The organism is Pseudenhygromyxa sp. WMMC2535 (assembly GCF_011083025.2).
This window is the reverse complement of sequence record NZ_JABJWV010000001.1, coordinates 8,553,989-8,569,883: the sequence shown is the minus strand read 5'-3', so window position 1 is coordinate 8,569,883 and position 15,895 is coordinate 8,553,989. Positions and strand designations below refer to the sequence as shown.

Genomic DNA, 15,895 nt, shown 5'->3' with positions numbered 1-15,895 from the left:
GCATGGACACCGCTCAGACAGACGATCGCCCCTTCGTCCGTGGCCTGCACGCGGCCCGCGACGGCCTCGAGCTGGCGTTTTCGCGGGCCGAGGTCCGCAAGGCCTACTTTCGCGTCGCGCTCGGCCTCTTCGCGCTGACCTTGGTCCTCGACGGCGGCGCCCTGTGGGCGCTCTTCCACTTCACGGTCCCGGACGTCGACGCGGGCAAGCTGCTGGTCATCGGGCTGTGGACCCTGCGCGTGGTCGGGACCTTGTTGGTGCTCTTGCTGGGGCCCCTCGTTGCGATCCTGGTCGTCAACATCGTGTTCCCCTTGTTCAACCAGGACGTGTTCATGGCGGGGCTGCGGGTGGCGGATTCCGAGCGGGCCGCGCTCGTCGAGGCGGGCCCCGGGATGCCGACCGCGGCCTCCGTCGGCGGCGCGGCCCTGCGCCTGCTGACCTTCTTGCTCATGAGCCTGGGCTTCTTCTTGCTCGGGCTGATCCCCGTGGTCGGGGGCGTCGTCGGCTTCGTGGGTCAGACCTGGCTGACGGCGCGGACCGTGGCCTGGGAGCTGATGGACCCCTACTTCGATCGCGTCGACCTGCGCTACGCGGAGCAGCGCAGCTTCGTGTCCACGCACCGCCGCGCGCTGCTCGGCTTCGGCTTGCCGGTGGCGTGGCTGCTGGCGATCCCCGTGGTCGGGCCGCTGGCCTTTGGCCTGGCTCAGGCGGCGGCGGGGACCTTCGTGGCGCGGGAGGTCCCCGTGCACGCGCGAGAGGGGCAGGGCGGGGGCGCGGACACAAACGCGGGCGAGCGCGTGCCCGCGGCGCCCGATCCACAGTGACGCGCTCCAGTGAGGCGTACGCTGCGCCCCTGGGCCTTCGGGGCGACCGGGCTCGAGCGGGGGGGGATCGCTCCGGGCCGCTCGGCTCGCTCGGCGCGTCGGGCATCGGGCGTAGCGCGCGCGAGGCCGCTGGCTCGCCTCGCTCCGGGACGCCTGGCCAAGGACACCTGGCCGGGGTACTAGGCCAGGCGTGAGCGAGGCAGCAAAGGCCCCGAGCCTGGACGAGGCCCGTGCGTTGAGGGTCGGCGAGGGTGACCAGGGCTCGACCCTCGCGGCCCTGGTCCGCGAGCTCTACCCAGGCCTGTCCTGGAACAAGGCCCGGGAGCTGGTTCGCACCGGCCGGGTCAGCGTGGCCGGGGAGCTGTGCTTCGACGCCGCTCAGCGCCCTGTCGCGGGCCAGCGCGTCGAGGTCGACCCCGCGGGCCGCCGACGCCGCGCGCCGCCGCTGCCCGAGGACGCGCTGATCCACGTGGATCACGAGGTCGTCGTCGTCCGCAAGCCTGCGGGCCTGGTCACGGTCCCCTGGGACGAGCGAGATGAGCGTGATTCGCTCATCGAGCGCACCCGGGTGGCCCTGCGCGAGCGCGAGGGGGGTCGCAGCGGTGAGCGCGATCGCCTCGGGATCGTTCAGCGCCTCGACAAGGAAACCACCGGGCTGCTGGTCTTCGCCCGCACCCGCAAGGCACGCAAGCTCCTCGAGGCCCAGTTTCGCGTCCACACGGTCCACCGCCGCTACGTCGCCATCGTTCACGGTGAGGCCGAGGGCGGGGAGCACGAGAGCGCCTTGGTGCCGGACCGCGGCGACGGCCTGCGCGGCTCGTGGCGGGGCCCCAAGCCGCCCAAGTTCGCCAAGCGGGCGCTGACCCGGGTCCGCGTCGAGGAGCGCCTGCAGGGGGCCACGCTGGTCTCCTGTCAGCTCGAGACCGGGCGCCAGCACCAGATCCGCATCCACCTCGCCGAGGCGGGGCACCCCCTGGTGGGTGAGCAGGTGTACGACCGCGGCTATCGGGGTGCGCGGATCCCAGCCGACCGGACCATGCTCCACGCGGCCAGTTTGGGCTTCCGCCATCCCAGCGGGGAGCGGCTGCTTCGCTTCGAAGATCCGATGCCCGACGACTTTCGCGCGGTGCTCGAGAGCTTGCGACACTCGAGGGCGCGCTGAGCCCTTCGCGCCTGAGAAAGTGCGCAGGCATGCCGCGTATCGATAGGCACTAGGCGAAATTCTGCTAAGCTCGCGGCCCGTGGCGGATCGGCGAGCGGAGCATGTGACGGCCAAGATCGGGCGGCCGGCGCAGCACCAGTCAGGTCAGTATCCAGCCATGGATCCCGCGCAAGAGGCCGCGCTCCAGCAGGCGCTGGCCGAGGGCGACCTGCCCCCGGGCACGCCGGTCATCCAGCACAAGAGCTTCGAGATCGTCGAGCGCCTCGGCGAGGGCGGGATGGGCAAGATCTACAAGGCCTACGACCCGACGATGGATCGCTACGTCGCGCTCAAGGTTCTCAAGCCCGACGTCCCCGAGAGCGAGCGCTCGCGCTTTCATCGTGAGGCCGTGGTCGCGGCCAACTTCTCGCACCCCAACCTCGTCCGCGTGCTCGAGGTCGGTCAGTCCGCGGAGTTCCAGTGGTTCGCCATGGAGTACCTGCGCGGCAACGACGTCGGCGACGTGCTCGGGCGGCGGCGCTACATCTCCTTTCGGGTGCTGATCGACATCTTCGACCAGACCCTCGAGGCGCTGCACTACATCCACACCCGCAAGATCGCCCACTGCGACATCAAGCCCGAGAACATCTTCATCACCCGCGACGCCTACCAGCGCCGCCTGGTGATCGTGAAGCTGATCGACTTCGGCATCGCCCGCGACCTCGAGGGCCCGCTCGAGCTGCACCAGCACATCACCGGGGACCCGCGCTACATGGCCCCGGAGCAGGCGGTGATCAACGGGCGCATCGATCACCGGGTCGACCTCTACGCCCTCGGCGTGACCTTCTACGAGGTCGTGACCACGCGCCACCCGGTCGAGGACTACTTCCACCTCCCGCCGACCAAGCTGCTCGAGGCTCAGGTCCGCCAGGAGTTCGAGCCGCCGAGCCTGTTCATGCCCGAGAACACGCCGGCGGAGCTCGCCGCCGCGGTCGACGACTTCACGACCCGCGCCTGCGCCAAGCGCCCCGAGGACCGCTTCGCCGATGCCCGCGAGATGCAGCTCGAGCTCCAGGCGATGTTGCGGACGCTCAACCAGCTGATGGATACGGACGACGACTTTTGAGGTCTACGTCCCTCCGGTCGACAGAATTCCAAAAATCATGTGCCGAGGTTGCCGGCCAAAGTTGCCGGCCAAGGCTGCGATCTGGCGATCACGCTTGCATATGGTCAGCCACTCGCGACCTTGGTCGTCGAGGGGATCTCGCGTGGCGCGGCGAGCGGTGCAGGTGATTGTCCGCGGCGTCGCCTGGCTACCGTTCGGTCAGACTTCATAACGATGTTTCATGACTGGTGCGTTCACGATGGTGGTCATGAACGTCGTCGCGCAGCCGCTCGACACAGGCTGAAGGGTGAAGAGCAGGCAAGTCTTCGTGGTCTGCCGACCCCGTTATTCGTTGTGTCTCTGCACACGCGAGCAGGCGGGGAGCGGCCATGGCTCGCCACACTCCAGAATGGGTTTTTGCTTGGCGAAGCACTGGCGTGGGCTGCAAAATGGGGGTCCACGGTCGCGGTCCTCGGCGGTGTTCCAAGCCCCAGATACCGCCACGCCGAGCTTCGCACGATTGCGCGGATCTCACTCGAGGAGCGACCGTCCAGACGTGTCATGACGACGAACCTCCCAGCGATACCTGCCGCGACCGCCCCGCGAGTCGGGCTTGGTGATCGCCAACGTGAAGGACGGGGACACGCGGGACACGAAGGACGGGGCGACGACGGTGAGCACGCATGGTGATGCCCAGCAGTATCGAAACCGAGGCGAGTGACCCCATGATCGGCCAAGTGCTGGGGGGGAAGTACGCCCTCGAGCGCCTGATAGGTCGCGGCGGCATGGGCCACGTCTACCTGGCCGCCAACACCGAGGACGCGAACAAGCAGGTCGTGGTCAAGATGATCGCGCCACCGCTGGCTCAGCAGCCTCAGGCCATGGCTCGCTTCGAGCGCGAGGCCAAGCGCCTCGACGGCCTCCGACACTCGAACGTGGTCGAGATGTACGACTACGGCCACGCAGAGGGCCGAGCCTACATCGTGATGGAGCACGTCGACGGCGAGCTACTCAGCGACTACATGGCGCGCAAGGGTCGGCTGACCCTGGCGGAGTTCGTGCCGATCGCGGCGCAGATCCTCAAGGGGGTCGGCCACGCGCACTCGCGCGACCTGATGATCCGCGACATCAAGCCGGCCAACGTGATGCTCTGCGAGCGCAAGGGCCGGGCGAACTTCGTCAAGATCATCGACTTCGGCCTCGCCAAGATGCTCGAGGGCGACGAGGACATCACCAAGCAGCACTTCATCGGGACCTCGGGCTACCTCTCCCCCGAGCAGATCAAGGGCCAGGACATCGACCTGCGCGTCGACGTCTACGCCCTCGGGGTGCTCTTCTATCAGATGCTCTCGGGGCGCATGCCCTTCGAGGCCGAGAACGACACCACGCTGCTCTACAAGCACGTGCACGAGTTCCCGACCCCGCTCAGCGAGGTCCTGCCCGACGACCACGAGGTCCCCGACGAGCTCGTCCACCTGATCCACGACTGTCTCGAGAAGGATCCGGAGCAGCGCCCGCGCGACGCCAACGAGATCGTCGAGCGGTTGATCGACTGCGTGCCGATGTCGATGTTCAAGCTGCCGCCGGTTGGCCACGACGCGGCCCCGACGACGGCCGGCGACACCGGGGCCGTGTCCGCGCTGTCGACCGCGGCCCTCGCCGCGCCGACGGGCGAGACCGCGGCCTACCTCGAGGTCCAGGCCGAGGAGGCCAACGCCGCCGCGCTCTCGGCCGCGGGGCGGTCGACGGGCAACAAGGTCGTGATCGCCGAGCCGCCGCCCAGCAAGGGCAAGCTCGGGCTGATCGTCGGCGCCGTGGCGGCCGTGGTCGTCGTCGGGATCCTCGCCGTCGTGATGACCAGCGGGGGCGAGGGCGAGGACGAGCAAGCCCAGGCCCAAGGCGCGAGCGCGGCCGGGGATCTCGAGGGCAGCCTGGCCGCCGCCGAGAAGCTCGCCGCGGACGGCGACTACGAGGCCGCGAGCCGTGCCCTGGCGGAGATCCGCGGGCAGCTGGCCGCAGACACGGCGCTCTCGGGTCGCGGCGAGCTGCTGCAAGAGACGATCACCCTCGGCAAGCTGATCGCGGCCGCGCGCGGCTTCGACGAGGAGGGCAAGACCGCCGCCGCGATCTCTGCCTACGAAGACGTGCTCGAGGCCGAGCCGGCCAACGTCGAGGCCCGCGAGCGCCTCGCCGAGCTGCGCAACGCCGGCAAGGAGACCGCGACCGTGGGGATCTCCTCCGATCCAGTGGCGAGCCTGAGCATCGACGGCAAGCCGGCCGGGACGACCCCCTACGAAGAGGCCCTGCCCCTGGGCAAGCACGAGATCGAGCTCAGCGCAGACGGCTACGAGGACTGGAAGCAGGAGGTCGAGATCAAGGCCGAGGACAACCTGCCGATCAAGGTCAAGCTCAGCGCCCTCGCCAAGGAGCCCGAGGAGCCCGAGGCGCCCAAGAAGAAGTCGGTCTCGAGCTCGAGCAAGCCGGCCGCGACCAAGCCCGCGACCAAGCCGAGCGAGCCCGCGAGCGCGGCCACCGAGAAGCCGACCGAGTCCAAGTCCAAGTCGGGGAACAACCCCTTCTTGCCCACCAAGAAGCCGAAGAAAGACGGGCCGTTCTTGCCCGCAGGTAAGTGATGACCTCCTTTGTCTTGCGTCCCATCGTCTGCTCGATCTTGTGCTCGAGCCTCGCCCTGAGCCCCGTGATCGCCCAAGCGGCCCCTGCCGCGGGCGAGGTCGCGGCGGATGACAAGAGCCAGGCCGAGAGCCTGAGCGACGAGGCCATCGTGGCCTTCAACGACAAGAACTACGAGGAGGCCGCCGAGCTGTTCAAGCAGGCCTACGACCTCGACCCCGAGCCCAACTACCTGTTCAACATCGGCCGGGTCTACGAGGAGGCCGGCGAGCTCGAGAGCGCCGTCGAGTACTACGCGAGCTTCGTCAAGCAGCCGGGCGTGGACCTCGACTCGCGCCAGGTCGCCCTCGATCGCCTCAAGGTCCTGCGCCAGATCATCGAGGAGACCAAGGACCCGGAGCCCGAGGCGTCGCCGGAGCCGGAGCCGGAGCCGGAGCCCGAGGTCGCGCCGGTGACCGAGCCGCCCGCGGACGAGGGCGCCGAGGAGGCCGAGCGCAAGCGCAAGGTCATGCGCGGCGCCGGCTTTGGCCTGGTCGGCGTGGGCGCGGCGGCGCTGATCGGTGGCGCCGTCGCCGGCGGCCTGGCCCAGGGCGACAACCGCTCGGCCGCCGACGCGGAGAACATCGAGGATCGCCGCGACCTCCTGGCCAGCTCGCGGTCCAAGGCCGTGGCCGCCGACGTGCTCTACGGCGTCGGCGGAGCGCTGCTCGTCGCCGGCGTGGTCCTGGTGGTGGTCGGCTACAAGAAGCCCAAGAAGTCCTCGAGCAGGGTCGCGTTCTCGCCCAGCTTTGGGCCCTCGGGGGCGGGCGCCGACCTGCGCGTCCGCTTTTGAATCGCTGCGGTTTTTGGAGCTACTTTGACATGTTTGAATTCGAGCCTGATCGTTTGTTTTCGCCGCGCCTGAAGCTCGCGTCCATGGCCATCGCTGGCCTCGGCGCCAGCTTGGTCGGCAACGCCTGCTCCTTGACGCTGAGCTTCGACGAGTGCAGCTCCGACAACGACTGCGTGTTCGCCTCGGGCAACGGCAGCTGTGACAACGGGGTGTGTGTGTTCGATGACGGCGCCGACGAGGCGACCGGGACGAGCTCGGACACGGCGGACACCGAGAGCGACACGGCGGACACCGAGAGCGACACGGCGGACACCGGGACCGAGACCGGCACGACGCTGTGCTCGACCCACACCGAGTGCGTTGCCGCCCACACCGAGAACTGGCTGTGCGGCTGCGCGGGCGAGTGCATCGAGGCCCTGACCCCCGAGTGTCAGATCATCAAGTGGCCCGACGACACGCCCCAGGACAACGTGGTCTTCGTCGGCTCGATCATGCCGACCTCGCCGCCCTTCGACTCGCTGGTCTTGCCGATCCAAAACGCGATGCAGCTGGCCTTCGAGGACTTCAACGACGAGACCCAGCTGGCCGACGGCCAGAAGATCGCCTGGGTCGGCTGTGACTCCCAGGGCGGGAGCGCGGCCGTGACCGCGGCCCATCACCTCGTCGACGAGATCTGCGTCCCGGCGATCGTCGGCCCGGTGTTCTCCGAGAGCGTGATCGCCGTGGCCGAAGAGGTGACCGTACCCGGCGGTGTGTTCCTGATCAGCCCCACGGCGACGAGCAAGAAGATCACCTCGCTCGTCGACGACGACCTCGTCTGGCGCCCGATCACCAGCGACGTCTACCAGGCCAACGCGATCGCCGATCGCGTCGACGAGCTGGTCCAGGACGGCGACAACGTGGTCATCGTCCACAAGAGCGACCTCTACGGCAACGACCTCGCGACCGACGCCTACGCGGTGATGCCTGGGGTCGACGTGACCGACGTATTCGAATACGAGGTCACCGCCGACTCGGCCGCGCCGATCGCCGACGTCGAGGACCACATCGCCAACACCTTGTTCACCGACGGCGGCGCGAACCCGCCCGAGGTGATCGTGCTGATCGGGACCAGCGAGGTCGCCGCCTTCGTGCTCGGCTACTTCCAGGCCGCGTCGGTCATGCAGCCGCCTCCCTACCCGCGCTTCGTGCTCTCGCACGGGGCCGTGCCCTCGATGCCCACGACCATCAAGCACGAGTCGGTGATCGACAACGACAGCGCGCAGCTGCTGCTCTACGGCAGCCTCGAAGGCATCGCCCCGATCATCTTCGACGAGCAGAACTTCGCCGCGTTCAACACCCGCTACATGGTCAAGTTCCAGGACCAGGACGCGATCACCACGTCCTCGCTGAGCTACGACGCCGCCCTGGTCACGCTCTTCGCCGCCGCGGCCATCGGCGCGGGCGAGCCCGTCACCGGGGCCAACATCGCCGCCCAGCTGACCGCCGGCAAGCTCACCGACCCCGACGGCACCTTCATCAGCTTCGGCCCCTCGATCGACACCACCTTCATCAAGACCGCCGTCAACGCGCTGACCACCGGAGGCGGCACCGTGGACCTCAAGGGCGTCTCGGGCGAGCTCGACTTCGACCTGACGACCGGCGAGCTGCGGACGAACTACCTCGGCTGGGAGCCGGTGGCGATCAACGACAACCTCGACAACCCGACGATCGCCTCGGAGCGCCTGTACACGCTCAACCCCGCGCCCGCCGAAGACGGCAACTGGACTGAGCTGCCCTAATCCCTCGCGGAGGTTGTTTGGGGCCGCAGCGCCCTGTCTCGCGGGGCTCGAGGCGGGAGCGAGGCCCCCACGCCTCCTGTTTTCAGGGGCCAATGCATGCACAGCCAGCAGGTACGAGACCCCCTCTGGGGGTCACTAGGTGCGCTCGCCAACCACATACCCAGCCCATCCCCCTCGCAGAGGGGGCGTTCGACCGCGAAGCGGGCGGACGTGCATGGCCCCAGTTGCCAATGCACCGCGGGGGCCATAACAGCTCCGAGTCAGGCCGATCCTGGCCCGTCTCTTGCTCTCTATAAAGGTATGCCTCGCCGCCCTTCTTGAGTCTGGGCCCTGTCTCCAACTCCACGAACGCAACGCGCCCGACGAGAGCGGCTCGCGTCGTCGCTGGCGACCGGCGGAGGTGCGACTTCGCTGGGATCGGCTGCCTCGAGGCATGGCGACGCCCATCGCTACCGTTCTCGGACGCGACGCTCCGCGCTTCAAGCAGCGAACTTCAGCTCGAGCTGGCCAGGCAAGGGCGGCCTCGGGCGTGGTGGTGGCCTCGGCCCGAGTCCGGCGTTGGCCAGGGCCAGGGCGATCGCCTCGCGCTCGTTGGCGATCTCGACGAGCTTCATCGCGCCGCGGTAGCGCGGGCAGGTCATCACGTCGACCGCGAACACGCGCTGGAGCAGCCACGCCCACGGGTGTCGGTTCGATGGCTTCGTGCTGCCGGGCGAAGCCCAACCGGGCTCGAGCTCGGTCGCCTCGCCGACGAACAACCTCAACTGCGTCGGCGCGGCAGGCTCGGGCACGCGGCCAGGTACAACTTCACTGCGTGCGTTGGCGTGGGCCGCGAGCACGCCGTGATACCTGAGCATGTGAAAGTTTGGCGGCGGGATCAGAGCAACAAGCCGCGCGATGAGATCAAGAGGATCCAGCAGCACGGCGTGCGTGCCATCTCGCCACGCATGTTTGAACCGATACACCAGACGTTGGCGATCCGGGCTCAGCTCGAGCCGCTCCTGAGCGACGGGCGGTCGCGCGACGTACCGGCACAGTCGCTCGAGTCGACGACGATCTCGACCGTCGATTGCCGGACCTGCGTGGACGTTGACGCCACCGACTTCGGCGACCGACTCGCCGGGTGCAGGGACCTCGCAGACCGGATGCACGAGCTTGCGCGTGCGTTGCCCGGGCGCAGGGCCGAGCAGCTGGCGATTCGCCAACTTGGTCGTCAACGGGCTTCCCGACGGCCTCACCTGGGCGGACATCGAGAAGCAGCTCTACGCCGGGAAGGCGAGCTCGGCCGAGCTCGCGGACCTGCTCGAGCCGCTCTTGCGGACGCTGTGAGCGAGCACGGCGCCTTGAAGCCCCGATGACGCTGTGATATCCGCGGTGAGCATGCCGGCCTCGGTCCTCGCCCTCGCGCTCCTGATCGCCGGCCGAGTGCACGTCGAGAGCGCCGAGCACCCGGGGGTCGCGGTCGAGTTCGACGACGAGGGCTTGTGCCTATGGACGCCCGAGGAGCAGCGTAGCTGCCCGCCCGAATTGCACGCGCGCCTCGCCCCGCTGGCTGCCGAACTCGACGGGGAGGAGCCCGGCGAGCTGCTCGTGCTGGCCTTCGTGCCCCGCTTCGAGGCCGGAGGAGACCTCGCGCTCTCGGTCTCGACTCGCCCGCCGCAGCCGCGGACCGAGGGCGACGAGCTGCGCTTTGCGACAGCCCAGCTCGAGCTGCTCTGCGGTGACCATCGCCACATGGGCCGTCGAGACCAGCTCTACACCCTCGAGGAGTTTGGCGGCGTGCCTACCCTCGCCTTCGTCGAGTTCTTCGATCAGCTCGCGTTCAGCTATCACCGCGTCTTTCGCGGCCGACAGGCGCTCGTGTCCTCACAGGTTCGCTGGTGGCCGCCGGAGTCCGCGAAGGCTCGCCCGACCGCGGAGGCCGAGCCCTGGGCCGATCGCCTGGACGCAGGCGTGCGAGTGGACGCCGCGCTCGCCGAGCCCGACGACGCCCCGCTCGAGACCTCGGCGTGGCTGCCCGGGGCGCTGCGTATCTTCTTGAGCGTCGCCGCGCCGCTGATCGCGGTCGTCGTCCTCGTCGCTACGCTCCGCAGGCGCTGACAGGGCCTTTCTTCAGCCCTGCTCGCGCGCGCGCAGCCAGGCGTCGATGTCCTCGAGGGCGCCGCGCTCGGCCGGGTCCACGCCGTGCACCGGTCGAGCGTGCCCACGGCCGCCGAGGCCCTCGAGCAGTCCGAGCTCGCGCCGTTGCTCGGCCTGATGATCGGGCCACAGCTTCCGCCCCGGACCCTCGAGGGGGCCCGGCTGCGCTTTGGTCGTGGCCAGGGCCACCGCACGCTGCGGGAGCTCGACCGGGCGATCGTCTGCTGGGCGCGGTGTAGCGAGCGGACGGCGAGGACGGCGAGGCTCCGATGGGGGATTCGCGGGCGCGCGGGCAGGCACCGGCAAGCAGTACGGGCGCGGACGTTGTGAACCGCGAGCGGCGCAAGTCGCCCTACGCGACCAAGGCTGCGTCGCTGCGCTGGGCGCGGGAACGAGAGCGCCACCTGCTGATCCATGGTCCGACGCCTCGCGGCAAACGTGCCGCCACCACTGAAAAGGAGATCCCCCACCTTCGCCGAGTTCACCCCGCGCTATATCGAGGGCCACATCAAGGCCAACGGCCTCGAGCCGAGCTCCAGCCGGAACATGTGCAGCCACCTGCGGGTGCACCTGATCCCGGCCTTCGGCGATCGACCTCTCGATGAAATCTCAGAAGAGGACGTCCAGCGCTTCAAGGCGAGCATCGCTGATCGCAACAACAAGACCATCAACTGCATCCTCACGACCTCGAGCACCTTCATGACCTGCGCAGCGCAGTTCGGGGTGATCGAGGCGCCACCCAAGATCAAGCGCCTGCCCGAGGTCGACAAGCCCCGCGACTTCTACGACTTCGAGGAGTACGCCCTGCTTGTTCGCTCGGCTGGGATGGTCTCGCCCCGCAACCTGGTAATGGTCTTGCTCGCTGGCGACGCGGGCTTGCGCTCGGGCGAGATCGTCGGGTTGCATTGGTCGTCGATCGACTGGGCGCAGGGCAAGATCACGGTGGAGCGCACGTCGTACCAGCGACAGTTTCACCCGCCGAAACACAACCGGATCCGCGAGGTCCCGATGACCCGGCGGCTCATGGCGGCGCTGCGCGAGCTAGGATTTCAAGTAGTTCGAGCTCGGAGGCCGCGCAGTGGTCCGCTGCGGCCCCCAACAAAACCCCCCCGAGGGGCCCTAAAAGTACCAGCCGATCATGAATTCGATGGTGACCTGGTGGATGGCGAAGTCGTCGTCGCTGCTCAGGTCGCGGTCTTCGTCGAAGAAGAACCCCAGGTCGAAGTCGAACTCTCCGCCGAGGAAGAGGTTGCGCCAGATCATGCCCTGGATGCCGCCGCCGAATTGCATGTTCAGGCCGCCGGCGGCCTCGGTGTTGTCGGTGAGGTCGTTGTGGACGACGGCCACCGCGGCGCCGATGCCCGCGAGGCCGTAGCCCCAGATCCTGTTGTTGCCGGCGCCGATGCGGGCCTCGGGCAAGAAGCGCAGGATGTGGCCGCCGAAGTCGTCGAACTCGAAGTTGTCGAAGATCATCAGCGAGTGCTCGAAGGCGCCGCCGACGGTGGCCTTGAACACGCGGCCGCGGGCGAACATCCAGCCGCCGCCAAAGCCCCAGCCGTAGGTGGGATCGAGGTTGCCGAAGTCGTCGGTGTCGAGGGGCAGGCCGACGCCGCCGGGGACGCCGAGGATGTAGCCGCCCTCGTCGAAGCCGCCGCCGCGCTGGGGGGAGGCGGCCTCGGCCTCGGCCTCGGTCAGCGCGAGGGTGAGGGCCGAACACGAAAGCAAGGTGAGCGCAGGGGCGAGCCAACGGTGCGATCGGGCGCGAAGCATGGGCCAAGACTTACCGACCTCGGGGCCCTTGTCACGCCCGCGCGTGTGCTCTTCGTCGCCCCCTGGTGTCTCGCTGCCGCGAGCGCGAGGGCTGCTACAGCGCGGGCAGCCGCGGCTTCAATCTCGAGCGCGGCTTGGAAAATGCCTGGGCAGATCGCTACACGCGATAGATCAAATTCTTGGTCTCGGCGGCTTTGCACAGCGCCCGGGCGAGGGGCTCGAGGCCGCGGGTGACCACGAATTTGCGGTCTTTGTAGACCTTGAAGGGGAAGCGCTCGCGGGTGTGCTGGTAGCGGGCGCGCTCGCTGTCTTGGATGTTGGTCGAGAGCAGGTCCTCGAGGGGATCGTTGCTCTTTTCCTCACGCACGTCGCGGGCGGCGATGTCGGTCTGAAAGCAGACCATCAGCTCGGGCTGGGTCGAGCTCGCGTCCTCGAGCCAGCGCTGCCAGGCGTGGGCGAGGCGAGGGTTGGCCTGCTCGGTCTCGGCGGGGACGATCGGCGCGCCGGATCCATCGGCGCTGGGCAGACGAAAGATCGCCGGCCCAACCACGCCACGCTGGACCCTGTCGACGCTCACGCCCTCGATGTCGTGCATGTGAATGAACAGGTGCTCGGCGTCGAAGCTGGCGTTGCGATAGATGGTCGCGTGGAAGGCCTGGTTGGCGGCCGCGCTCTCGCCGTCGGCGTCGAGGTCGATGACCTTGCGCCGCCACATCGAGGCGACCTGGGTGAGCTCGATGGTGATGCGCACGTAGACCCCGGTGGGGTCGAGCTTGGTCAGGTCGAGGCGAAACTCGGCGGTCCCGGTGTCGGGGTCGTGGCGGCGCAGCTGGACGCGGTGCTCGTCGAGGGGGGCGTAGGGCTGGTCGACGATGGCCTCGAAGTAGCGGCGCTTGGCGAGCATGCGCGCGTAGACCTCGGCCTCGGCCTGCTTGGCCTCGTAGTGGGCGGCCTCGTTCATGCGCGAGAGCGAGCCCGCGGCGACCTCGTGATCCGTGACCACCCGGGTGAAGCTGGCCATGTTGGGCAGGCCAGAGCGGGCGTCGACGTAGAGCTGCTCGTAGAGCTCGGCGTCCATGGCTTGCGCGAGGGTGTCGAGGCTGCCCTGGAGGCGGCGGCGATCGGGGAAGGTGGTGTTGAGCCGGGCCGCGCGCAGGGCTCGGGAGAGCTTGGCGAGGTAGGCCGGGACGATCGGGCCGCGCAGCGACTGGGTGTGCAGGGTGACGAGCTGGTTCATGTCCATGGTCGGTGGACCTCCCTGCTGGGTCGGGCTCTCGGGTGGTCGGGGCCTAGGTCGCGGGGGCCTCGCCGCCGGCGGCCTTGGTCTTCATCGCCTTGTCGATCGCGGCCTGGATGCGGGCCTCCTCGATCTCCTTCGACTTCTTGAGGTTCTCGTCGAGCATCTGCGAGGTGCCCTCGTCGAAGGTCTCGAGCTCCTCGACGAGGCGGTCGAGGTTCTGGCGGAAGAACACCTGGGTGTCGCTGACGAACTGCGTGGTCACGTTCATCGACTCGGTCATCACGTCGAGGGACTTCTTCATCTCGAGCATGACGACGGAGGCGTCGGCGGCCCGGCCGATGGCCTGGATCTGCGCCGAGGCCATGTCGAGCTTGATGCTGGCCGCGGTCGTGTACTGCTGGATGTCCTGGGCGAGGTTGCGGATGGTCTCGGCCAGCTTGCGGGTGTTCTGCTTGAGGTTGGCGTAGCGGTCCTCGGCCGCGCCGTAGAGCTGGACGTTGCTCGAGTGCGTGGACAGCAGCGCCTGGATCTTGTCGAGGTCGGTCTCGATCTTGCGCGCGTCGACGCTCCCGGCCTCGACGGTCTGCATCTCAGCTTCGAGCTGCTGCTTGAGTTCGCGCAGCTCGAGCACGTAGTCGAGGGCTTGCTGCTCGTTTTGGGCGGCCTCGACGATCTTGCCGTTGATGCGATCGATCTCGGTGTAGAGCTCCTGTTCGCTCTGCTTGAGGATGTCGCAGTACTCGGCGGCTTCCTTCACGCGCTTGGCCGAGAGCTGGTACTGCTGCTTGAGCAGCTCCTCGATCGAGCGCTGGGAGATCGCGATGGACTTGAGGCCGGGGATGTAGCTGAGCACCTCTTTGAAGCCCGCCCAAAATCCGCCCTTGGTCGCGGTGCCGTCGAGGTAGTCGCTGAACTTGCGCAGCTTCTTGAGCTCGTCGGTCATCGCCGTCTGGATCTCGACGTTGCGCTCGCGCAAGACCTTGAGCTCATCGATCTTCGTGTCCTGGACCTCGCGCTCCTTGTGGATGTTGTCCTCGAGGGAGCGGACGGAGATGCCCTCGCCGCTGAAGGAAACCTCTCGGGTCAGGACGTCGCTGATGCTCTTGCTGCCGGCGCTCATGGCGATGCGAAGGGTGCCACGGGAGGGCGGGTGTGCGCTATGCGCACGCTGCGCGAAATGCCTCGAGGGCGCCATCGACCGCCGAGGCGTCGACACACATGGACAGGCGCAGGTGCTCGCTGACGCCAAAAGCCGTGCCAGGGACGACGATGGTCCGGTGCTCGCGCAGGCGCTCGGTGAGGGCGATGTCACCCGAGGTGGAGTCGGACGCAGAGGAAGTGGCGCGCAGGCGCTCGGGGAGGGCGGGGAAGAGGAAGAAGCCCGCGCGGGGATCGGGGAGTTCGAAGCCCAGGTCGCGCAGGCCCGCGGCCATGCGGCGGCAGTTTTGAGCGTAGATCTCGACGTCGACCCGACCCTCGGGGCGGCCGAGGACCCGGGGGAGGACGCGCTGCATGAGCGCCGGGGCGTTGACGAAGCCCAAGGTGCGGTTGCAGAAGCTGGCAGCGCGGCGCAGGAGCGCGCGGCCGCGGGCTTGGGGCGAGATGACCAGGTAGCCGATGCGCTCGCCGGCGAGGCCGAGGTCCTTGCTGTGGCTGGTGACCAGCACCGTGTTGGGCCAGCGGCCGAGCAGCGAGGGGACGGGATCGGGCTCCGCACCGGGCTGGGCCGGGTAGACGAGATCGCGGTAGGGCGAGTCCTCGATCACCCAAAACGGCCGCTTTCGCTCACCTACGCGCTCGTTCAGCATGGCCGCGAGGGCGTCGAGGGACTCGGCCGAGTAGATGGCCCCGGTCGGGTTGTTGGGCGAATTGAGCAAGAGCACGCGCGCGGCGTTCGGGTTGGCGGCGATCACCTGCTCGATGGCCGCGAGATCGAGGCTGAAGCCCGGCCCGGTGGGTACCGGGACGAGCTGGGCGTCGACGTTGGCGGCGTAGTTCGTGTACTCGGTGAAGTAGGGCGCGGGGACGAGGATTTGGTCGCCGGGGTCGCAGACGCTGCGCAGGAGCACGTTCATGGCCCCCGCGGCGCCCACGGTCATGACCACGTCGCCGGCCTCGAGCCCGTCGAGGCCGTAGCGGGCCGCCTCGCGCCCGGCGATGAACTCGCGGACCTCGGGGTAGCCGGCGTTGGTCATGTAGCGGTGCATCCCCGGGGGCTCGTCGCGCAGGGCGTCGACGATGGCCTGGCGCCACAGCTGCGGCGGCTCGAGGCTGGGGTTGCCCAAAGAGAGATCCCAGACCGGCCCGCCGCCGTCGGCCCGCATCTGCAGGCCGAGTTCGAACATGCGCCGAGTCCAGGACTCGCTGGCGCCCAGGACCTCGTTGGCGATCCGGGCGGACAGCGCCTCGCGTTCCGCGTCACTCACTCGCGG

The 15,895-nt window shown here is 68.7% G+C and carries 15 protein-coding genes; 8 read left to right on the top strand and 7 right to left on the bottom strand.

All coding sequences use genetic code 11. The features are described from left to right. Positions 1-2 precede the first annotated feature (2 nt). From G6O69_RS33115 to G6O69_RS33090, 6 genes are all read left to right on the top strand, one after another. Entirely contained in the window at positions 3-824 is an 822-nt protein-coding gene (locus G6O69_RS33115) for an EI24 domain-containing protein (RefSeq protein ID WP_172307468.1), read from the top strand. Positions 825-1,014: 190 nt separating this feature from the next. Next, positions 1,015-1,986: a pseudouridine synthase gene (locus G6O69_RS33110; RefSeq protein WP_172307467.1), complete on the top strand. Its 972-nt coding sequence runs from the start codon at positions 1,015-1,017 to the stop codon at positions 1,984-1,986. Between the two features lie 79 nt (positions 1,987-2,065). After that, positions 2,066-3,091, top strand: a complete 1,026-nt coding sequence (locus G6O69_RS33105) for a serine/threonine-protein kinase (protein WP_172307466.1) — start codon at positions 2,066-2,068, stop codon at positions 3,089-3,091. Between the two features lie 704 nt (positions 3,092-3,795). Further along, positions 3,796-5,703 (top strand): serine/threonine-protein kinase, encoded by a 1,908-nt coding sequence (locus tag G6O69_RS33100; RefSeq protein WP_172307465.1) that lies wholly within the window; start codon positions 3,796-3,798, stop codon positions 5,701-5,703. Beyond that, positions 5,703-6,533 carry a tetratricopeptide repeat protein gene (locus tag G6O69_RS33095; RefSeq protein WP_176397232.1) on the top strand — a complete coding sequence of 277 codons (831 nt, stop codon included), beginning with the start codon at positions 5,703-5,705 and terminating at the stop codon, positions 6,531-6,533. Before G6O69_RS33100 ends, G6O69_RS33095 begins: the two co-directional genes overlap by 1 nt. 83 nt (positions 6,534-6,616) lie before the next feature. Further along, positions 6,617-8,314, top strand: coding sequence for an ABC transporter substrate-binding protein (locus G6O69_RS33090; RefSeq protein ID WP_172307463.1), 1,698 nt, complete (start codon positions 6,617-6,619; stop codon positions 8,312-8,314). A gap of 479 nt (positions 8,315-8,793) precedes the next feature. Here G6O69_RS33090 and G6O69_RS33085 read toward each other — a convergent pair whose 3' ends face one another. Continuing rightward, positions 8,794-9,531, bottom strand: coding sequence for a transposase (locus G6O69_RS33085; protein WP_217909962.1), 738 nt, complete (start codon positions 9,529-9,531; stop codon positions 8,794-8,796). Here G6O69_RS33085 and G6O69_RS40865 point away from each other — a divergent pair. Together G6O69_RS40865 and G6O69_RS33080 are read left to right on the top strand one after the other, a co-directional pair. Then, positions 9,521-9,643 (top strand): hypothetical protein, encoded by a 123-nt coding sequence (locus G6O69_RS40865; protein WP_255215940.1) that lies wholly within the window; start codon positions 9,521-9,523, stop codon positions 9,641-9,643. The two genes, G6O69_RS33085 and G6O69_RS40865, sit on opposite strands and share 11 nt — an antisense overlap. A gap of 51 nt (positions 9,644-9,694) precedes the next feature. After that, positions 9,695-10,414: a hypothetical protein gene (locus tag G6O69_RS33080; RefSeq protein ID WP_172307460.1), complete on the top strand. Its 720-nt coding sequence runs from the start codon at positions 9,695-9,697 to the stop codon at positions 10,412-10,414. Between the two features lie 12 nt (positions 10,415-10,426). Here the strand turns inward: G6O69_RS33080 and G6O69_RS33075 are convergent, their stop codons facing one another. The 6 genes from G6O69_RS33075 to G6O69_RS33045 all read right to left on the bottom strand — a co-directional run bounded on the left by G6O69_RS33075 (position 10,427) and on the right by G6O69_RS33045 (position 15,889). Continuing rightward, positions 10,427-10,642, bottom strand: a complete 216-nt coding sequence (locus tag G6O69_RS33075) for a hypothetical protein (protein WP_172307459.1) — start codon at positions 10,640-10,642, stop codon at positions 10,427-10,429. Between the two features lie 420 nt (positions 10,643-11,062). Continuing rightward, entirely contained in the window at positions 11,063-11,359 is a 297-nt protein-coding gene (locus tag G6O69_RS33065; protein WP_176397230.1) for a hypothetical protein, read from the bottom strand. A gap of 213 nt (positions 11,360-11,572) precedes the next feature. After that, the gene (locus G6O69_RS33060) at positions 11,573-12,223 is read right to left on the bottom strand and encodes a hypothetical protein (RefSeq protein WP_176397229.1); all 651 of its coding nucleotides are present in this window, start codon (positions 12,221-12,223) and stop codon (positions 11,573-11,575) included. 157 nt (positions 12,224-12,380) lie between these two features. Then, positions 12,381-13,466, bottom strand: a complete 1,086-nt coding sequence (locus tag G6O69_RS33055; protein WP_172307457.1) for a hypothetical protein — start codon at positions 13,464-13,466, stop codon at positions 12,381-12,383. 46 nt (positions 13,467-13,512) lie between these two features. After that, a complete protein-coding gene (locus tag G6O69_RS33050; protein WP_172307456.1) occupies positions 13,513-14,583 on the bottom strand; it encodes a hypothetical protein in 1,071 nt (356 codons plus the stop codon). Between the two features lie 37 nt (positions 14,584-14,620). Continuing rightward, positions 14,621-15,889 carry a pyridoxal phosphate-dependent aminotransferase gene (locus G6O69_RS33045; RefSeq protein WP_172307455.1) on the bottom strand — a complete coding sequence of 423 codons (1,269 nt, stop codon included), beginning with the start codon at positions 15,887-15,889 and terminating at the stop codon, positions 14,621-14,623. Between the last annotated feature and the right edge of the window lie 6 nt (positions 15,890-15,895).

Bases quoted from the DNA above. Each gene is read 5' to 3' on its own strand.
- G6O69_RS33115 (WP_172307468.1), top strand. From the start codon at position 3: ATGGACACCGCTCAGACAGACGATCGCCCCTTCGTCCGTGGCCTGCAC.
- G6O69_RS33100 (WP_172307465.1), top strand. From the start codon at position 3,796: ATGATCGGCCAAGTGCTGGGGGGGAAGTACGCCCTCGAGCGCCTGATA.
- G6O69_RS33095 (WP_176397232.1), top strand. From the start codon at position 5,703: ATGACCTCCTTTGTCTTGCGTCCCATCGTCTGCTCGATCTTGTGCTCG.
- G6O69_RS33090 (WP_172307463.1), top strand. From the start codon at position 6,617: ATGGCCATCGCTGGCCTCGGCGCCAGCTTGGTCGGCAACGCCTGCTCC.
- G6O69_RS33080 (WP_172307460.1), top strand. From the start codon at position 9,695: ATGCCGGCCTCGGTCCTCGCCCTCGCGCTCCTGATCGCCGGCCGAGTG.
- G6O69_RS33065 (WP_176397230.1), bottom strand. From the start codon at position 11,359: ATGCAACCCGACGATCTCGCCCGAGCGCAAGCCCGCGTCGCCAGCGAG.
- G6O69_RS33060 (WP_176397229.1), bottom strand. From the start codon at position 12,223: ATGCTTCGCGCCCGATCGCACCGTTGGCTCGCCCCTGCGCTCACCTTG.
- G6O69_RS33055 (WP_172307457.1), bottom strand. From the start codon at position 13,466: ATGGACATGAACCAGCTCGTCACCCTGCACACCCAGTCGCTGCGCGGC.
- G6O69_RS33050 (WP_172307456.1), bottom strand. From the start codon at position 14,583: ATGAGCGCCGGCAGCAAGAGCATCAGCGACGTCCTGACCCGAGAGGTT.